The organism is Sphingobacterium sp. UBA865 (assembly GCF_002295765.1).
Lineage (GTDB): Bacteria > Bacteroidota > Bacteroidia > Sphingobacteriales > Sphingobacteriaceae > Sphingobacterium > Sphingobacterium multivorum.
This window is the reverse complement of record NZ_DBGB01000011.1, coordinates 20,185-37,782: the sequence shown is the minus strand read 5'-3', so window position 1 is coordinate 37,782 and position 17,598 is coordinate 20,185. Positions and strand designations below refer to the sequence as shown.

At 40.1% G+C, this 17,598-nt stretch carries 16 protein-coding genes; 12 read left to right on the top strand and 4 right to left on the bottom strand.

Translation table 11 applies throughout. The features are described 5' to 3' along the window. Positions 1-6: 6 nt before the first annotated feature. The 6 genes from B2O97_RS05280 (at position 7) to B2O97_RS05255 (ending at position 4,530) form a co-directional block, all read left to right on the top strand. Positions 7-210 carry an ArsR family transcriptional regulator gene (locus tag B2O97_RS05280; protein WP_070566847.1) on the top strand — a complete coding sequence of 68 codons (204 nt, stop codon included), beginning with the start codon at positions 7-9 and terminating at the stop codon, positions 208-210. Between the two features lie 5 nt (positions 211-215). Then, complete coding sequence (locus tag B2O97_RS05275; protein ID WP_175442012.1) at positions 216-578, top strand: VOC family protein; 363 nt, start codon at positions 216-218, stop codon at positions 576-578. 86 nt (positions 579-664) lie between these two features. Then, the gene (locus B2O97_RS05270; RefSeq protein WP_070566848.1) at positions 665-1,465 is read left to right on the top strand and encodes a 3-keto-disaccharide hydrolase; all 801 of its coding nucleotides are present in this window, start codon (positions 665-667) and stop codon (positions 1,463-1,465) included. Between the two features lie 179 nt (positions 1,466-1,644). Further along, positions 1,645-2,022 carry a nuclear transport factor 2 family protein gene (locus tag B2O97_RS05265; RefSeq protein WP_286767066.1) on the top strand — a complete coding sequence of 126 codons (378 nt, stop codon included), beginning with the start codon at positions 1,645-1,647 and terminating at the stop codon, positions 2,020-2,022. 31 nt (positions 2,023-2,053) lie between these two features. Then, positions 2,054-3,130 carry a DKNYY domain-containing protein gene (locus tag B2O97_RS05260; protein ID WP_286767065.1) on the top strand — a complete coding sequence of 359 codons (1,077 nt, stop codon included), beginning with the start codon at positions 2,054-2,056 and terminating at the stop codon, positions 3,128-3,130. 218 nt (positions 3,131-3,348) lie between these two features. Beyond that, positions 3,349-4,530 carry an MFS transporter gene (locus tag B2O97_RS05255; RefSeq protein WP_286767064.1) on the top strand — a complete coding sequence of 394 codons (1,182 nt, stop codon included), beginning with the start codon at positions 3,349-3,351 and terminating at the stop codon, positions 4,528-4,530. Between the two features lie 99 nt (positions 4,531-4,629). On the opposite strand, the gene B2O97_RS05250 is transcribed toward B2O97_RS05255, so the two are convergent. Further along, positions 4,630-5,010, bottom strand: coding sequence for a YidH family protein (locus tag B2O97_RS05250; protein ID WP_046675113.1), 381 nt, complete (start codon positions 5,008-5,010; stop codon positions 4,630-4,632). 224 nt (positions 5,011-5,234) lie between these two features. On the opposite strand from B2O97_RS05250, the gene B2O97_RS05245 reads away from it, so the two are divergent. From B2O97_RS05245 to B2O97_RS05235, 3 genes are all read left to right on the top strand, one after another. After that, positions 5,235-5,630, top strand: coding sequence for a hypothetical protein (locus B2O97_RS05245; RefSeq protein WP_046675112.1), 396 nt, complete (start codon positions 5,235-5,237; stop codon positions 5,628-5,630). Between the two features lie 172 nt (positions 5,631-5,802). After that, positions 5,803-10,146, top strand: a complete 4,344-nt coding sequence (locus B2O97_RS05240) for a CusA/CzcA family heavy metal efflux RND transporter (RefSeq protein ID WP_286767063.1) — start codon at positions 5,803-5,805, stop codon at positions 10,144-10,146. 2 nt (positions 10,147-10,148) lie between these two features. Next, a complete protein-coding gene (locus tag B2O97_RS05235; RefSeq protein WP_070566857.1) occupies positions 10,149-11,297 on the top strand; it encodes an efflux RND transporter periplasmic adaptor subunit in 1,149 nt (382 codons plus the stop codon). Positions 11,298-11,386: 89 nt separating this feature from the next. Here the strand turns inward: B2O97_RS05235 and B2O97_RS05230 are convergent, their stop codons facing one another. Then, positions 11,387-12,484, bottom strand: a complete 1,098-nt coding sequence (locus B2O97_RS05230) for a TlpA disulfide reductase family protein (protein WP_286767062.1) — start codon at positions 12,482-12,484, stop codon at positions 11,387-11,389. Between the two features lie 20 nt (positions 12,485-12,504). After that, on the bottom strand, positions 12,505-13,803 hold the full coding sequence (locus tag B2O97_RS05225; RefSeq protein ID WP_070566861.1) for a hypothetical protein: 1,299 nt from the start codon (positions 13,801-13,803) through the stop codon (positions 12,505-12,507). A 125-nt stretch (positions 13,804-13,928) separates the two neighbouring features. Between B2O97_RS05225 and B2O97_RS05220 the strand changes: the two genes are divergently transcribed. The 3 genes from B2O97_RS05220 to B2O97_RS05210 all read left to right on the top strand — a co-directional run bounded on the left by B2O97_RS05220 (position 13,929) and on the right by B2O97_RS05210 (position 16,474). After that, positions 13,929-14,978, top strand: coding sequence for a hypothetical protein (locus B2O97_RS05220; protein ID WP_286767061.1), 1,050 nt, complete (start codon positions 13,929-13,931; stop codon positions 14,976-14,978). Then, the gene (locus B2O97_RS05215; RefSeq protein WP_286767060.1) at positions 14,966-15,130 is read left to right on the top strand and encodes a hypothetical protein; all 165 of its coding nucleotides are present in this window, start codon (positions 14,966-14,968) and stop codon (positions 15,128-15,130) included. The genes B2O97_RS05220 and B2O97_RS05215 overlap by 13 nt, the downstream gene beginning before the upstream one ends. 264 nt (positions 15,131-15,394) lie before the next feature. Continuing rightward, on the top strand, positions 15,395-16,474 hold the full coding sequence (locus B2O97_RS05210) for a fatty acid desaturase (protein ID WP_239468819.1): 1,080 nt from the start codon (positions 15,395-15,397) through the stop codon (positions 16,472-16,474). 175 nt (positions 16,475-16,649) lie between these two features. Here B2O97_RS05210 and B2O97_RS05205 read toward each other — a convergent pair whose 3' ends face one another. Beyond that, a complete protein-coding gene (locus B2O97_RS05205; protein ID WP_112375874.1) occupies positions 16,650-17,384 on the bottom strand; it encodes an SDR family NAD(P)-dependent oxidoreductase in 735 nt (244 codons plus the stop codon). Between the last annotated feature and the right edge of the window lie 214 nt (positions 17,385-17,598).

Genomic DNA, 17,598 nt, shown 5'->3' with positions numbered 1-17,598 from the left:
ACGAAAATGAAAAATAACAATAAAATGAAGCCTGCAAAATTATGTTACGAACATATCGGCGGAAAACTCGGCCAACTTTTACTAGAGGCTCTGATTATAAAAGGCTGGTTAGCAAAAGTAGATCCTAGTGATAAAAATTTCTATATTACTGAATTTGGAGCATCTCAATTGACGGCATTTGGTATTGACCTATCGCAAATTAAATCCTGAACAAAATGAGTTTAATATTGGATTACGACAATTTCTTTCTACCCGTAGAAAATCTCGAGAAGGCAAAGGAATTTTATGGAAATCTACTTGGCCTAGAAACTAAATTCGATTTTTCGGATAAGGGAATGACGGCTTTCAAGATAGGTGACAATGAACCTGCAATCATTCTTAGTACATTACAACATACCAAACCGACGATTTGGTTTACCGTTGCCGATGTCAGGACAACATATGAACGGCTTAAGGAAAAAGGGATCGTATTTTTAAGCGAGCCATTTGAGATCATGACAGGTTTAGCAGTTGAATTTAACGATCCATCCGGAAACAAACTTGGAATAACAGATTATTCCAAATCAAATAAAGTGTAAAGTTCGGAGGTACCCGCTGAAGCAATGTATAGTTTAGTGTAATATATCGTATCTTGCTATCCAATTTTAAACCAAACATCAATGTTATGCGAAGAATCCTTTACTCCATATTAGCTACCGGCCTTATTTTTGCAGGATGCGCAGGAATGAAAAGCCAGGGAGATAATACTGGCTGGAAATCATTATTTGACGGAAAAGACATCAATGATTGGTTTGTTAAAATTCATCATCATGATGTCGGTGTGAACTACGGAAATACGTTTAGAGTCGAAGATGGAATAATTAAGGTCAGATATGATCAGTATGATGATTTTAATGATCAATTTGGCCATTTATATTATAAAACACCCTTTTCTTATTATCATTTAAAGTTTGAATATCGATTTGTAGGCGCGCTCCATAAAGGTGCCCCCTCCTATACGCTTCGTAACAGCGGCGTGATGTTTCATTCGCAGGACCCCAGAACAATGTTGAAAGAACAGGACTGGCCTATTTCTGTCGAAATGCAACTTTTAGGAGGATTGAGCGATGGTCAACCCCGTCCTACAGGAAATATGTGTTCCCCTGGAACCAATGTGGTCTATCAGGGCAAAATAGCTTCCTCACATTGTTTAAATTCTACTTCGAAGACCTATGATGGTGATCAATGGGTTAAAGGGGAATTGATTGTATTGGGAGATTCGTTAATCAAACACATCATTAACGGAGATACCGTACTAGAATATTCAAAACCTCAGATTGGAGGTGGAACGGCCAATGGGTATGACCCCAAAATGAAGATCGATGGTAAGTTGCTCAGCAGTGGATTTATCGCTTTACAGAGTGAAGGTCAACCCGTAGATTTTAAGAATATATGGATTAAGGAGCTGCCTACACCAAATAAATAAGGAGCTAAAAGAAGGTGTAATTAATAATCTCAAATTGTCATAAGGAACTTAAACAGTTACTGTTCTCGTGGTGCATAGCGCGCAAAAAAGAAATTGTCTAATGGCGAAAGCTCAACAATGATTTAGTATTTTTAAAATAATAAACACTTAAAACAAAGATGGTAACATCAGATTTAACTATGGACAAAATAACAAAAGAAGATATTATCGAAGCTGAGAACCAGCTTTTTGCGGCTCAGCTAGCAAGTGATGTAGATGCTCTTGACCTCCTTCTGTACGATAGTCTGGTAGCAATTGCGCCAGACGGCCAAATGCTAACAAAAGAAATGGATCTAAATGCGCATAGGTCAAAGGCAATGGTTATTGAACAAGCCGCAACAGAAATCAATGCGATCAAGCTCGTGGGAGATACCGCACTTTCAGTCGTTACGATGACGGCCAAAGGTCAGGTTATGGGGGCATCACTCGAAGGAAAATTCCGGTATTTTAGAACCTGGAAACGCATTGACAACTCATTAAAGGTTATTGGGGCAAGTTTTATGCAATTACCCTCATAAATAATTGGTAATAACTAATTAAAAAAAGAATATGTTAGCACTTGTCTGCATTACAAAAATTAAAAAACGTGCTTTTTTTGTAGCTTGTATTTTTTCTTGTTTTCTTATCTCTTGTCGAAATATTGGCCAACCCGTCAATAAACAAAAATCGGGTTCCTATTTTATTGATTCGAAAGGGCAGATCGCTTATTGTCAGAATGGAAATTGGTTTAGCTTGGGTATTTCACAAATGCAGGCTGACGCCAAATCGTTTGAAGTCCTGTCAGAAGATATCGCCAAAGATAAAAATGCGGTCTATTTTCGTGGGATGCCCCAAAAACTTGTAGACAAAAGTTCCTTTTATGTTGACCAGCAGATTCCAAAAGATCGTTTTCACGTTTATTATATCGATCAGGTCCTGGGCTTCCATATTATCGAAGGCGCAGATCCGAAGACATATGAGCCGGTTGCGGGTCATATAAACTGGGCACGCGACAAGGATCATTACTTCTATTCGAATGATCCCATAAAAGTCGACAGGAACACCTTTTCGTTCATCAACGATTACTTTCTAAAGGATAAAGACTCCGTATATATTTCACCTAATATCGGTACTTTTAAGGCAATTTTAGCCAATACTGGAAACGTTGAAGCGATTAACAAATATTACATAAAAATTTATGACACGATTTATTATCCGCCATTTCAACAGGGGTTAGCTGTTGTAAAGAGGCCATTTAACACCATTCACAAAATTCGTGTGCTTGATCAGGACCATATCAATATCGACAATAAAACTATCCTATTCAGAGGAAAAGATTTTAAATATGCGCATGTTGATGCCCCCTCTTTTAAATTATATCCTATTGATGAAGAAATTGACTCTTACGGAAGCAACTCCTATTCAAAAGACAAAAGTCACGTGTTCTATAATCAGGAAATAATCCCAGGTGCCGATGTAAAAACATTTATACCCTTGGGCAATGATTTTGGAAAAGACACAAAAAATGTGTTTTATAAAAACCAGTTGCTTGAAGAAGTAGATGCAAGAAGCTTTAAGAAGGAAGGCGATTTTTATAAGGACAAACTTGGCAATAAGTTTAGTAGCCTTACAGGAAAAAAGGTATAAAATCCATCATGGAAGCAATTAGTCAGACGTTAAGCGCTATACATCAAACAACATTCTCTTCCTTCCTTGGGTTCGCCACAATCCGACCAATATAACAATTTCTTTTTCCATTACTTACAAATTTGTTAGTAACACACAAATAGCTGCTTGACACCCAGAAGCAAGTATTTGCCTTTACATTTGCTCGTATAATTAATCATACACAACAGTTTTTATTTATGAAAAAATACGCATATATAGGCGCTTTGGGTTTTCTCGCAGTAATCACAACAGAGTTTGGCATTATTGGCATCTTACCGCAACTAGCCGATCATTATCATATCAGTATCGATAAAGCAGGTTATTTATTGAGTGCTTTTGCTTTGATCATTGCGATAACTGGGCCATTTATGACATTACTGGCTTCGGGATTCGACCGCAAGAAAGTCATGTTAACTGCCATCGCTATTTTCTTAGTCACAGCGATTGTCTCTTCATTATCCCCTCCTTTTTGGTTACTGCTTATTGTAAGAATTCTTCCGGCCTTTCTCCAACCTGTCTATATTGCAACAGCATTGTCTGTCGCCATTTTAAAAGGGGGGAAACAAAATGAAAATGAACTTATGAGTATTGTTTTCAGTGGTGTTGCGATAGCCATGGTAACAACCGTCCCCTTCGCCACCTACATTGCCAGTCTTTCTTCTTGGACATATTCTTTCACAATACAGGCAGTTGTCAGTATAATCGCGCTATTAGCGATCTATCTTACCATTCCTCCGTTGCCCGTGAAAGAAAAAAAAACCTATGGAAGTCAAATGAAAATATTAACCAAGCCCATCTTTTTGGTCAGCACCGCCATGAATTTCTTTATGGTATCAGCTTGGTTTTCTACCTATAGTTACTTAGCCGAGTATTTAAACAAAGCAAAGAATATGGACAGTACCATGGTTAGTTATATGTTATTTGTATTTGGTATTATCGGAGTCATTGCTAACTGGGTTGCAGGGAAAATGCTCAACCGAAATATTACGTTTACCACGGCCTTTTTCTTATCGGGTACACTTATTATCCCCTTACTACTGTATTTTTCCGATGGCAATCTATTCGCCACGGTCTGTACGATTGCCTTGTGGGGATTTCTTTATTCTCCTAGCTTCTTAAACGCATCTACCTATATGATTTCCTCTGCACCCGAGGCGCTAGAATTTGCCAATAGTCTAGCGACTTCATTTGGCAATCTTGGGGTAACCTTGGGAACTACCGTAGGTGGCTGGATTATCGTTTCGAAAGGTGTAGAATTTTCGCCATGGCTTACGATGGGCTTTGGTTTTCTTGCTTTTTTGATGATCGCCCTACGACCGTTTCTAGAAAAACGTAGCGCAATAAAGCAAATAACGGTCGCGCAGTGTACATCGCAATAATATATTTTGCCCGTATCGTAAATAGCGAATGCACGGTCAATTTAGATCTAGTTAGCGTGAATAATCATTCCAGCGCGAACTAGATCTAACGCTTTCTCCTTAAAGACCATCGATAAGATACCAGCTCAGAATAATACCTATGACAAAAATTAACACAGCCACAATCGTGATGCTATTTGAAGTTTGAGTAAAGTTTTCCGCTTCAATTTGTTTGTTCGTTTTACGATATTTAAAGAAAGCGACAATAACTGTCAATGCACCTATGACTACAATGGAAACGCCAACAGCGCCAGAATGTTCATGCTGTGAGCCTGCAACTACATCTTTTTTTAAAATGAGCTCAATCTGACGAATAAATAATGAAAATTTAACAACTACAAAACCGAATCCCATAATCCCTAGGCTCGTCCGGATCCAAGCAAGGAAAGTTCGTTCATTAGCAAGATGGTCATTTACCTTTTGGGGGGTATTTTTAGTCATTCGAAATAAATTTTGATCAACAAATACGTTAAAAGAATTGTAAAATTTATACCTAGCCTTAAGCAACCTGTTATGGCTGTGACTATGCTTTAGCACATATCGTTCACAGGTTAGTCAATTTTTTAAGGTTCAGCAATCATTTTGTTTGTTTTTCAATAAAACGCTGCAGAACGTTGAAAAGTTTGATTAATATTTTAATGATATTTTTTATAGCTTTGTTTAGGATGAAAAAGCTGCTGGCTATATGCTTCTTGACGATTTACATCGCGTCGGCAACCGAAATTTCACAATTATTGAGATTTCCGTTGTTGATTGAGCATTATTTTGAGCACAAAGTAAAAAATCCAAGCCTCTCTGTCGTCGATTTTCTGAACGTACACTACAGTGGGTACCACCTAGAGAATCACCCACATGACGATGACTATGAGAAAGATCAAAAACTTCCTTTTATGATGCATACAACCTCATACAACGCTGTTTTTGTGTGCCCCCAAATTGCTGCTATCAAAATTAAAAATAGATCCTTACCCGAAAAAAATAACAATACCGCTGTTTGGAATGATCAGTTTATAGAGGATACATTCATAACTTCCATTTGGCAGCCGCCCAAATTCTGTTAATACATCATACTTCTTATTATTTCGGTTGAAGACTTCCACCCGACCATAACTTTCACGTCAGTAAAAGTTTAAGTTTTGTCATGTCACAATTGCATCCTTTTTTATCGCTGCGATTCTATGCTTGGCTGAAGTCTTCCGCTATTATTTTACGATTTAACAGAATCTATTTATTATGCTTACGAAAATCATTGAGTTCTCTGTAAAGAACAAACTCATTGTAGCACTACTGATGTTGGCATTAATCGGGATAGGCACATATCAGGTGACCAAACTTCCTATTGATGCTGTACCTGATATTACCAACAATCAGGTGCAGGTCATCACTATTGCCCCTTCTTTTGGTGCAACGGATATTGAACGATTAATCACCTTTCCAATCGAACAGGCCAACAGTAATATTTCTGGATTACAGGAAATCCGGAGTTTTTCGCGATTTGGGCTATCCCTTGTAACCATTGTCTTCGATGACAACATTGATGTCTATTGGGCCCGGCAACAAGTCGCTGAACGTCTGCAACAGTTACAGCAAGAAATTCCTCCAGGCATAGGTTCTCCCCAGCTGGGCCCTATTTCTACAGGTCTTGGAGAAATTTATCAATATGTCGTTCGACCCCAGTCGGGATACGAGCACAAGTATAATGTAACCGAACTGCGTACTATCCAAGATTGGATTGTCAGAAGGCAGCTGCTAGGCGTCAAAGGCGTAGCTGAAGTCAGTAGTTTCGGAGGAAAGCTGAAACAATATGAGATCGCTGTCAGCCCTGACAGACTCAATGCCTATGGGATTACAATCAACGATGTCTTTGACGCACTAAATGCCAATAACCAAAACACCGGCGGCGCATACATTGAGAAAGGACCAACAGTCCTTTATATCCGAAGCGAAGGACTGGTCGGCAACATTGACGACATCCAAAATATTGCGATTGCGGGTAAGCAAAACGACCTGCCGATTTTCATTCGGGACATTGCTCAAGTACAACCTGGCTATGCAACCCGCTATGGCGCGATGACCTACAACGACAATGGTGAAGTTGCTGGAGCCGTCGTGATGATGTTAAAAGGCGCCAATAGCAGCCAAGTCATTGCAGATGTAAAGGCCAAGGTAGAGGAAATCCGAAAAACATTGCCTAAAGGTGTCCTTATTGAACCTTTTCTTGATCGTACCAAAATGGTCAATAATGCCATCAGTACGGTACAGACAAATCTCTTGGAAGGAGCATTAATTGTCGTCTTTGTACTAGTACTCTTCCTAGGCAATATACGGGCTGGATTGCTCGTAGCCTCCGTCATTCCCTTAGCCATGCTATTTGCAATCTGCATGATGAACCTCTTTGGAGTGAGTGGTAACCTGATGAGTCTCGGTGCACTCGATTTCGGATTAATCATTGATGGGGCTGTCATTATTGTCGAGTCTGTGATGCATCAGCTTATGCAGCAGCAACGATTCAAAGAATTGCTCAAGGTGCCCGCTTCTGAAATGGATGATATGGTGACAGCATCTGCCGGTCGTATGATGAACAGTGCTGTTTTTGGACAGATCATTATCCTGATCGTTTACCTCCCCATCTTAACATTGGAAGGAATCGAAGGCAAAATGTTCAAACCCATGGCCGAAACAGTCGCGTTTGCTTTATTAGGCGCGTTCCTGTTATCGCTCACCTATATACCGATGATGAGTTCAATATTACTCCGTGCGAGAAATAGCAAACCTTCGCTTTCGGATCGGCTGATGAAAAGACTTGAAAAATTTTATGTCCATGTATTACTCAAAGTACTCCGACTTCCAAAGACTATTCTTGCATTGGTTATCTCGCTTTTTATACTTGCCGTAGTTACACTAAGTCACCTCGGCGGGGAATTTATTCCTTCACTAGAGGAGGGAGATTTTGCGGTCGACACGCGGGTTCTTCCAGGCAGTAACCTGACTACGACTATTGAAAGCACTCAAAAGGCTGCCCATATTCTGAAAAGCAGATTTCCTGAGGTCGAAAAAGTAGTCACCAAAATTGGCAGCGGCGAGGTGCCAACCGATCCTATGCCAATGGAAGCATCAGACATGATGGTTATCCTAAAAGACAAAAAAGAATGGACTTCGGCCCATACATTTCCAGAACTTGCTTCAAAAATGAGTATGGCCTTGACGGATGTACCCGGTATTACGGCCGGCTTTCAGTACCCCGTCCAAATGCGGTTCAACGAACTGATGACGGGGGCGCGGCAAGATGTTGTCCTCAAAATATTTGGAGACAACCTCGATTCTCTGGCCTTACATGCTCAGCAAATAGGTAAAATCATTGAAACGGTCCAAGGAGCCCAAAATCTTTACGTCGAACCTATTGGCGGACTTCCACAAGTCGTCATAACCTATAACCTTCCAATGATCGCCCAGCATCGACTCTCCATTGCTGACGTAAATAGAACCATAAATGCTGCTTTTGCTGGACAGAGTACAGGTCTGGTATTCGAAGGAGAGAAACGCTTTGACATGGTCGTCCGCCTAGCCGCCAAGGACCGAAAGAATATTACCGATATCCGTAACCTTTTAATCCCCACGCCTACGGGCAACCAAATTCCACTTTCCCAATTGGCACGTGTGGCCATTGAGCAAGGGCCAAATCAGATCCAACGTGAAAACGCACAACGCCGGATTGTCGTCGGATTTAATATCAAAGACCGCGACGTACAAAGTATCGTCCATGAACTACAAGCTAAAATTGATAAGGAAATCAAACTTCCAACAGGATACTCCATCAAATATGGCGGTTCTTTTGAAAATCTCAATAATGCCAAACAACGCCTCCTGATTGCTGTCCCTATTGCTTTAGCCTTAATCTTTATACTTCTATTCCTTGCGTTTAAATCTGTTAAAGAAAGTTTATTGATCTATAGTGCTATCCCATTATCGATTATAGGTGGGGTTTTCCTGTTGGCACTAAGGGGAATGCCTTTTAGTATCAGTGCCGGGGTTGGATTTATAGCCTTATTTGGCGTGGCTGTCCTCAATGGTATCGTATTGATCTCCGAATTTAACAGGCTTCAAAAAAGTGGCATCCGCAATATTGTACGCATTGTTGTCGATGGCGGAGAAAATCGTTTGCGCCCCGTTTTGATGACCGCATCGGTTGCCTCACTGGGCTTTATCCCCATGGCACTGAGCAATGGCGCTGGAGCTGAGGTACAACGCCCATTGGCAACTGTTGTCATTGGTGGCCTGCTTATAGCAACGTTATTAACATTATTCGTTCTCCCTTTGCTTTATGTAACTATAGAACGGGGATTTAAACTCAATAAATTAAAAGGACGACATGTTGCACCTCTTTTGATTGCATTTATTTTTTTAACAACAAACAATTCAACAGCACAGACTGTGGTTACTTTGGATCAATCTATTGAACTCGCTCTCCAAAACAACCGTAACATAAAAATTGAAAAACTAAGAGCTGCCTATGCCAAAGCGCTAATAGGGTCATCCACTGCCGATATTCCGCAGATGGATATCAGTTTGGATTATGGCCAGATCAATAGCGCCTATCAGGATACAAAGGTCAGTATCAGTCAACGTTTTGGTTTTCCTGCGGTCTACAAAAGGCAACGGGCCCGCTATACCGAAGAATGGAAAAGAAGTCAACTACAAGTCTCTCTCAAAGAGTTTGAGCTTAAAAAGGCTGTCAGTCTTACCTATTACAACATACTGTATTGGCAACAAAAGGAACAGCTTTTGACTAAAGCACTGTCATTGTATAGCAGCTTTCTCGACAAAACCATTCTACGTCAAAAAGCAGGTGAAAGTGATGCCCTTGAAAGTGTAACCGCGAAGAATCAAAAAGCAGCTATCACGATCCAATTGAGGCAGGTACGTGATGAGATAAAGGGACTTCAATTGCAATTCCAGTGGCTGCTAAATACGGAAGAGACCTACACCCTAAGTTCTATGGAAAAGATCGAATTTCGTCAGTTATCAATAACCGATCATCCTTTGCTCAAGGTATTGGAACAAGAAAAAATAGTCTCGGAACAAGCAACAAGGGTTGAAAAATCTAAATTGCTCCCCGAGTTGCTATTAGGCTATAATCTAAATAGTTTTAAAGGTACCGGTCCAGATAACAGGACCTACGACGCAAGTCCGCGATTCCATTCTGTACAGTTAGGTGTTGCCGTACCGTTATTTTCCAAAGGACAGAGAGCTCGGATCGAGACTGCACGTCTAGCGGAAACCATCGCCAGCGACGAATTGCAAAATGCACAATTTGAGCTTAAAAAAAGAGTACAAGAGCTTTCTCAACGCTATCAGACCAGTCTTGATATTGTCGATCAATATGAAACCGAAGGACTCAAGAATGCTGAAATAGTCTTTGAAACCGTACAGAAAAAATTCTCAAACGGCGCCATAGATTATCTCGAATTTGTCACTTTGGTCAACCAAGCAATCTCACTGAAAAGTAATTATACGGATGCGTTGTGGCAGCTCAATGAAAATGCCATTCTGCTTCATTACATTATGATAAATCGATAAAAATGAAAACGAAAAATCTTTTATCCCACTATATGGTTTATGTGTTGGCTGTACTCTGTATTTCTTGTCATCGAAATACGGAAAGTGCAGCCTCCACGCCACCAGGCCCCAAAGACGAAAACCTGGTTTCCCTAACAGATGCCCAGTTGCGAAATGTGCATTTAGAAATAGTAACGCTTGCGGACGAACCGATAACCAACATCTTAAAAGTCAATGGAAAAATAGATGTTCCGCCTCAAAACTTCGTGTCGGTAAGCATTCCTTTAGGAGGATACTTAAAAAGTACCAAGCTGCTTCCTGGTATGAAGGTTTCAAAAGGAGATGTTATAGCAGTTGTGGAAAATCCACAGTTTGTGCAGCTTCAGCAAGATTATCTCTCGGCCCAATCAAAGTTACATTTTGCCCAGCTTGACTTCAGACGTCAAAAGGAACTCAACCAGAATCAGGCGAGTAGCGATAAAGTAATGCAGCAAGCTCAGGCCGAAATGAACAGTCAACAGATTATAATGAATGCCATTGCAAAACAGCTAGAGCTCATACATATTCAGCCCAGTACAGTTTCTGCTGAAAATATTCGAAAAAGTGCTCCCGTATACAGCACTATAGATGGCTATGTGAGCAAGGTTAATGTCAACATCGGGAAATATGTGAATCCTTCAGATATCCTCTTCGAATTGATCAATCCAACGGATATCCATCTGAACCTCAAAGTCTATGAAAAGGATCTTGAACAGCTTCGCCCTGGACAGCTTCTATTGGCGTACTCCAATGCTAACCCAAGTAAAAAGTACAATGGAAAAATCCATTTGATCGGCAAAGATGTCGATCCCTCCGGCATGACAGATGTGCATTGTCATTTGGACAAATATGATCAGAATATGATACCTGGTGTATACATGAATGCTGAAATACAAACAACGGCTACGTTGGGGCACGCTCTGCCTGAAGAAAGTATCGTAGACTTTGAAGGAAAAAATTATGTATTCATATCGGAAGGAAACAGCAATTATCGCCTGGCGGAAATAGCAGTTGAGGAGCCTCAAAAAGGACTAGTGAAGGTATTGAATTACCGCGATTTTGAAGGGAAGAAAATCGTTAGCAAAAATGCCTACACGCTCCTAATGCAACTAAAGAACACATCAGAAGAATAAAACATACGTCATTGGAGAAAGACCTTTCCTGCATTTAGGAAAGGTCATAACCTCCCCCTCGGCTCCTACTCTATTTTTTATACTGGATCTTAAAGCAAAGGATCGAGAGATTCTTCTATAGTACGTTCTAGGTCCAGCCCAGATCCTCCGGTATCTATGATAAAACCATTTCGATCAATGATATAAACCTTTGGTAATCCCTGCACCCGATAGTTAATTGCTGTTTTGCTATTCAGCGCTTGCTGATCGCCCACATTGGTCCAGGATATGCCGTCTTCGACCGCTGCTTTCTTCCAAATCTCCCTATTTGTGTCTAGGTTAAAAGATAGGATCTCTAGACCTCGTTTTTTATATTTAGCATACAACATCGGTAGCTTCTTATTACTTTTTCTACAAGGCACACACCAAGCAGCCCAAAAATCGAGAACAACAATCTTTCCCCGAAAATCAGTCAAATTCACATCATTATTATTAAGGTCTTTGACAATAAAAGCTGGAGCCAGATCCCCTCTTCTAAGTTCCTTTGCTTGGAGAAATTCCTTTAAGAACCGTCCTGTTCTACTTTTTTTCATATTCTGAGGGAACCTATCAAAAGCCAACTGCAAGGAATCTCTTGTCAATGATGTCCTTAAGAAATAGAGTTCCTGCATAAGTGGATAAGACGGTGTTTTATCAAAAATATTGTGGACTCTCAACTGTCTGATGGACCGATAATAATGGTCCGATGCTATTTTCAACTCCACCAGTTGGACCGAATCGGTTTCAATTTCAATTTTTCGGTCAAGCTCAGCTGCTCCTTTCCACATGGGATCCAGTTGCCTATTGATTGGGATGGCATCAGCCTGTGATCTGGAATTCAGCACCGCTATATCCGAAAAATGTAAACTATCGCCTAATATCTTCATGCGAGCCGGTTCAATCCAGATGACTGCCCTCAAATTGGGCTTTGCCGTTAGTACATATAAAGAAGGCTCCTCTAGAGTTCCTTTTATGGCACATTTTCCATCCTTAAGTATGACGTCATAGGACCGACCACCTTCCTGGAAGCTATTCAATTGAAGCTTTGCGCCATTGGAAAGTCCCGAGATATCAAATTGTATTTCGAAAGGCTTTCCTTTTTCTTGCTGAGCCAAGCAAGCTAGCGGTAAGAAAAATAAAAAAGGAAATATCTTTTTTAGTATCATCATATGCATAATTGGTTTACCTATCAAAAACTAATATCCTTCCTCTCCGACCCACTTAAACGGGTATTTCTAACAAAACCTGCCCCTTTAAAACGATATTGCAGACCAACTATTTCAGTTGGTGCATTTTTAATCATCGTAGTGTATGTAGGTTTATCATTGATCCAAAATTTAACCTGCTGATTTTTACAAACTATTTTAAGCTTGGTCCACTTGGAAAGATCGCAGCCAAATCCACTGAGGTCATCTTGTTTGCTATCCGTATAAAAGCCACCAGCTGTAAGAGCTATGTCACCGATACAGGCTGTATTTACTAAAGGTACAATGATGATATCGTTTTTAGCCTGTAAGAGTACTTCCACACGCTGGCAATTATTACCATTATTGCTCGCTCCTGTTTTGATGTCTGTTTCAAAACTAAAGTTGTCGGTCATAACTCCTGTCATATCCTTTTGATTGTAAAGTCTTACCAGTGGAGCATCAGGGAGGAGGTCGACGTTATAGCTATTCAACAATTCCTGAGTAATGGCAGTTTCATGGGGTAACACGATTTCAGTTTTTTTGAAATACAAAGGCTCCTTTCCCGAGGCTGCTTCTACTAATCCTAGCCAGCCATTGGTTTTAATCTGTATATCATGTTCTCGAACAATTTTATTCCCAATAATCAGTTTAGCTCTAAAGTAACCTGGATAATAATAAATCGCAGAATGGTGTTTGCCCTTTCTATCCACCTGTATCTTACGGCTGGTGTCCCAACTTTGTGCAATAAATACCGAATCGTTTTCATTTGCAGCAGAAGCATCGTAATTAAAAACGACCGAATTTGGCAAGCCTTCTGTCAGCATTGTCTTCGACGAGAAGTGGAAGGCACTATTATTAATAGGCTTCTTATTTGGAATAAACCTATTACCGAAAAGTCCGACCAAGACAAGGACGAAAACAGATGAAATAGCGATAATAAATATAGGACCATGCTGTTTTCTTTTCTTCACCTTTGGTTCAAAAGCGGATTTATGCAATGCCTGCTCCTGCGGTATATATTTCTGTGCATAAGCATTCCGAAAAGCCCGCCAGTCCTCATGATCAACGTAGCGCGCCAATGTATTTAATGTCGTGAGGGCTGGTTTGCTCTGGTAATCAATCCTACCAAAAATCCGCTTCAACGTAGAAACACTAAGTATTACTCCCGTTTTCTCCTGTATCTTGTCCGAAAGTTTTTCAAAATCAGCTGTACTCCAATGAGCTGTTTCCCCCCACTCAAGTTGATTTTCAATGGAATTCTTAAGATGCAGAAACAATTCGGGATCACTCAACTTAACCATAATTTATTATATATCAACATTTTAAAAACAAACAATCTGCTTGAACAAACTTGAATAAACTTGCCGCAAGGTTGAGCGAGTTGAAATAAGGTCTATCCGTTAAATTTATCAAAAATTTAATTAACATGAAAAAGATATTTTTGACACTAGCCTTCATATGGGTCATTCTATTACAAAGTTATACTCAAGAAAAAAATAGCAAAGCATCAATAAGCAAGAGCATTCCATTAAACGCAGAACAATGGTCCTTCCAGCACGGAAAAGTTGATTTTCTAAACTTTAAAGGTCGTAAAGCAATGAAAATCGCTCCAGCATCTGGTCCAGTCGTGATTAAAGACTTAATTTTTAAAGACGGAACCATCGAGTATGATGTGATACCTTCAAAAACAGAGTTCGCCAGCGCCATTTATTTTCATCGAAAAAATGAAAAAGAACAGGAGATTGTCTATCTCCGAGTTCCTAAAATGGCTCATCCATTCGCTAATGAAGGCATTCAGTACTGTCCCATCTTAGACGGTGTCAACATGTGGGACATCTATCCCCAATATCAGGCACCTGCGGCTGCTAAAACAGAAGAATGGAATCATATTAAACTCGTCATATCAGGTGTGCAAATGCAGGTTTTTGTCAATAACAGCTTGAGATTGACCGTACCAAAACTCGAGGGACGAGAAAATACTGGAAGCATTGCCTTCGACGGCGATGCATACATCAGTAATATCGAGATTAAACCTAATGAAATTGAGAACCTACCGCAAGCCGAAGGTGTGGACCTGACCCGACATGAGGCCAATTATATCCGAAGTTGGTCGATAACCCAACCCACGACTTTGGAAGAAGGGCGAGAACCAACTACTTTTCGTGACCTGCCGAAAGACGAAGCCTTCACGGAAAAAATAGCAACCGAGCGGTATGGATTGGTAAACCTTACAAGACGCTTCGGTAGTGCCGAAAAGCGTCGGATAATATGGCTAAAAACTATTATTACAGCACAAGAACCTACATTAGCTAATCTCCAGCTTGGATTCTCAGATGAAATATGGCTTTACCTAAATGATCAGATTACCTACACAGACAAAAATATCTTTAGGCAGAATATGAAAAGGTATCCCGACGGAAGGATATCCCCGCATTTTAGCTCACCTTTGTACAGAAAGACAGTATGCTTATTTTAGAGGCCCCCAGTCAAGAAAATGTAGCGCTCGATTATCTTGGAAATGATCTCTTCAAAATGGGGCTTGGAATAGAACTTCAATTTACGCCTGACCTAAAACAAGTCGTAAGAAAAGAGAATGAGTTTGAGATGAAATTCATTAAAGAACAATAGTATAAAGTGTTAGAATATGGCCCTTAAAACTTTAATAATAACAGGGACCTTATAGGGACTTCATACGGACCTTATAGGGACCTCATTCGGATGAATAGCTATAAACTCCCTTTAAATTCCGTATCACTTTATGGTAAAATAAGCATTAATCGTGATGCCTTTGCTTATTAATATTATATCTTCCAGCAAGCTATTTCATCCTTCTCGAATTGCTTGATACATCTTAAGGATATGTTAAACTTTTAACATTAACACTTTTTAACCATGGAATATGATACCTTTAGCAAAAATTATAATTTACATCAACCACAAATGCCCTTTTTAGACCATGTCCTGCAAGTTCCAACCTACGGATGGAAAGACGCCGATGGAAATCTCGTAAAGCCAAGCAAAAAAGAAATTTTCACTGAATTCTTCAAACGCCTTAATATTTTTAAGGATAAACGAAATTGGTTACCCTTTTTTAGCTGGTTAAAAGTAGCTTGCCTCATCCCCTTTTTTATCCTCTTTTTGGTTTACCATTTCAGTTGGTGGACTGTGTTAGCCGCGTTCCTGTACAGTATGATCGTTATGGGGACCCATGGAACGATATGGCATCATCGATTTGCGACACACGGCGCATTTAAATTCCGCAACGGTTTCTGGCGTTTTTTCACGCAGAATTTGACCATCAATGTAATTCCCGAAGAAATATATGTTATTTCACATCATGTTCACCACGCAAAATCCGATAAACCGGGTGATCCCTATAATGCCCAAGCTGGCTTTCTATACTGTTTTTTAGCCGATGTAAATCACCAGCCTATTGCTAAGAACCTTACGGAAAATTCCTATAACCGCGTCAAATTGCTTATGCGACACACGGGTGTAACAGCTAATAGTTATGCGCAATATCAAAAGTGGGGGTCGTACGTCAATCCTTCACATGCAATAGGATCCTGGATATTAAACTGGGCTTTTTGGTATGCCGCCTTTTATTTAATCGGTGGTCACGCACTTGCCTGTACACTCTTTGGAGCCGCCGGCTTTTGGGCAGTCGGTGTGCGCACATTCAACTATGAAGGGCATGCAAAAGGTGAAGACAAACAACGTGAAGGTATCGATTTCAATGAGAGAGACAAATCCATAAACCAGTTATGGCCTGGCATTGTAGCAGGCGAATGGCACAACAACCACCATTTATATCCAAAGAGTGCGCGGAGTGGCTTTAAGCCTTATCAGATAGATCTCGCATGGTGCTATATTAAAATGATGCATAAATTTGGAGCCGTCAGCAGCTATCGGGATGATAAGAAAAGATTTGATGAACTATATCGTATCCCATACCTAAAATCAAAAGAATAGTCAATCGTTGCATTTCGAAGCGATCTTGGTCCTTTTCCATTTAATGTAATAAAGTTTCAAATTTTATTTGGATCCGAATTGTAAAATCGACTTTGGAGACAGCGTCTTCTTTGATCGTCAGCATACTGTTCGGCGCTACTCATAAACATCGATAGCGCCGAACAATAGTGAACATCTAATTTTCTTGATGATAGAGATCAGAAAATATTTTTGATAATTTCGCAGGCTCTTCTCGCCATGCGGCATACATACCTTGTCCCATTTCATCCGGGACTATATCGAGGTTTCCGGCTGCGACACTTTCTACTATCTTTATTGCGATACGATCTGGGTCTGGCATATCCCAATCACTTCCCTTGTTGATATCGGTATCAATTGCTCCCGGATTAACAGCATATACTGTCACATCCCTTTTAGCCAGTTCAATTCGAACAGATTGTGTAGCAGAATAAAGTGCTGCTTTGGAAGCAGCGTACCCAGCAATAGAAGGTAAAGGCGAATAGGCGGCAATCGAAACAATGTTGATCATGATAGATGGCCTATTCTTTATCAGAATTGGAGCAAATGCACGCATCATGTTTATTGTTCCAAAATAATTTACCTTCAGATCATTTTCCATAGCCAATACTTCTCCTTGTAGCATATTCCCTGGATTTAAGGTTCCTGCATTGTTAATCAGAATCTCAGTATCTGGGGCTGCTAGCGCACTCATTTCTACTTGTTTAACATCGGTAATGTCTAGTTGCAGCGGTACGATTCGATGATCGTTGAATGCTGGCATATTTTTTAAATCCCGGCAGGTTGCATATATCTTCCCTGCACCGTTATTGAGCAATGCACTTACCAGTGACTTTCCTATCCCCCTATTAGCCCCTGTAATCAGGATGACTTTATCTTTAAAAATTTGCATGGTGTTTTATTTATTATCCAACACAAAGCTATCCAGAAAGATAATGCTGTAAAATCCGAAACTTGCGATAATAAACATGCTCTTGATACGCTAGAAATCAAAAAAATCATATTCAAAGGAAATCAGACACTTCATCATCGCCCTATCAAGAGAACCTATTAACTGTGCATAAATGGATAACTTAGGTCGTAAATACGGCTCATGCAACTTTGAG

What these genes read in the sequence shown, in the direction of transcription:
- B2O97_RS05270 (WP_070566848.1), top strand. Translation starts at nt 665, where the DNA reads ATGCGAAGAATCCTTTACTCCATATTAGCTACCGGCCTTATTTTTGCA.
- B2O97_RS05205 (WP_112375874.1), bottom strand. Translation starts at nt 17,384, where the DNA reads ATGCAAATTTTTAAAGATAAAGTCATCCTGATTACAGGGGCTAATAGG.
- B2O97_RS05250 (WP_046675113.1), bottom strand. Translation starts at nt 5,010, where the DNA reads ATGACTAAAAATACCCCCCAAAAGGTAAATGACCATCTTGCTAATGAA.
- B2O97_RS05245 (WP_046675112.1), top strand. Translation starts at nt 5,235, where the DNA reads ATGAAAAAGCTGCTGGCTATATGCTTCTTGACGATTTACATCGCGTCG.
- B2O97_RS05275 (WP_175442012.1), top strand. Translation starts at nt 216, where the DNA reads ATGAGTTTAATATTGGATTACGACAATTTCTTTCTACCCGTAGAAAAT.
- B2O97_RS05255 (WP_286767064.1), top strand. Translation starts at nt 3,349, where the DNA reads ATGAAAAAATACGCATATATAGGCGCTTTGGGTTTTCTCGCAGTAATC.
- B2O97_RS05210 (WP_239468819.1), top strand. Translation starts at nt 15,395, where the DNA reads ATGGAATATGATACCTTTAGCAAAAATTATAATTTACATCAACCACAA.
- B2O97_RS05225 (WP_070566861.1), bottom strand. Translation starts at nt 13,803, where the DNA reads ATGGTTAAGTTGAGTGATCCCGAATTGTTTCTGCATCTTAAGAATTCC.
- B2O97_RS05265 (WP_286767066.1), top strand. Translation starts at nt 1,645, where the DNA reads ATGGACAAAATAACAAAAGAAGATATTATCGAAGCTGAGAACCAGCTT.
- B2O97_RS05235 (WP_070566857.1), top strand. Translation starts at nt 10,149, where the DNA reads ATGAAAACGAAAAATCTTTTATCCCACTATATGGTTTATGTGTTGGCT.
- B2O97_RS05215 (WP_286767060.1), top strand. Translation starts at nt 14,966, where the DNA reads ATGCTTATTTTAGAGGCCCCCAGTCAAGAAAATGTAGCGCTCGATTAT.
- B2O97_RS05280 (WP_070566847.1), top strand. Translation starts at nt 7, where the DNA reads ATGAAAAATAACAATAAAATGAAGCCTGCAAAATTATGTTACGAACAT.
- B2O97_RS05230 (WP_286767062.1), bottom strand. Translation starts at nt 12,484, where the DNA reads ATGATGATACTAAAAAAGATATTTCCTTTTTTATTTTTCTTACCGCTA.
- B2O97_RS05260 (WP_286767065.1), top strand. Translation starts at nt 2,054, where the DNA reads ATGTTAGCACTTGTCTGCATTACAAAAATTAAAAAACGTGCTTTTTTT.
- B2O97_RS05220 (WP_286767061.1), top strand. Translation starts at nt 13,929, where the DNA reads ATGAAAAAGATATTTTTGACACTAGCCTTCATATGGGTCATTCTATTA.
- B2O97_RS05240 (WP_286767063.1), top strand. Translation starts at nt 5,803, where the DNA reads ATGCTTACGAAAATCATTGAGTTCTCTGTAAAGAACAAACTCATTGTA.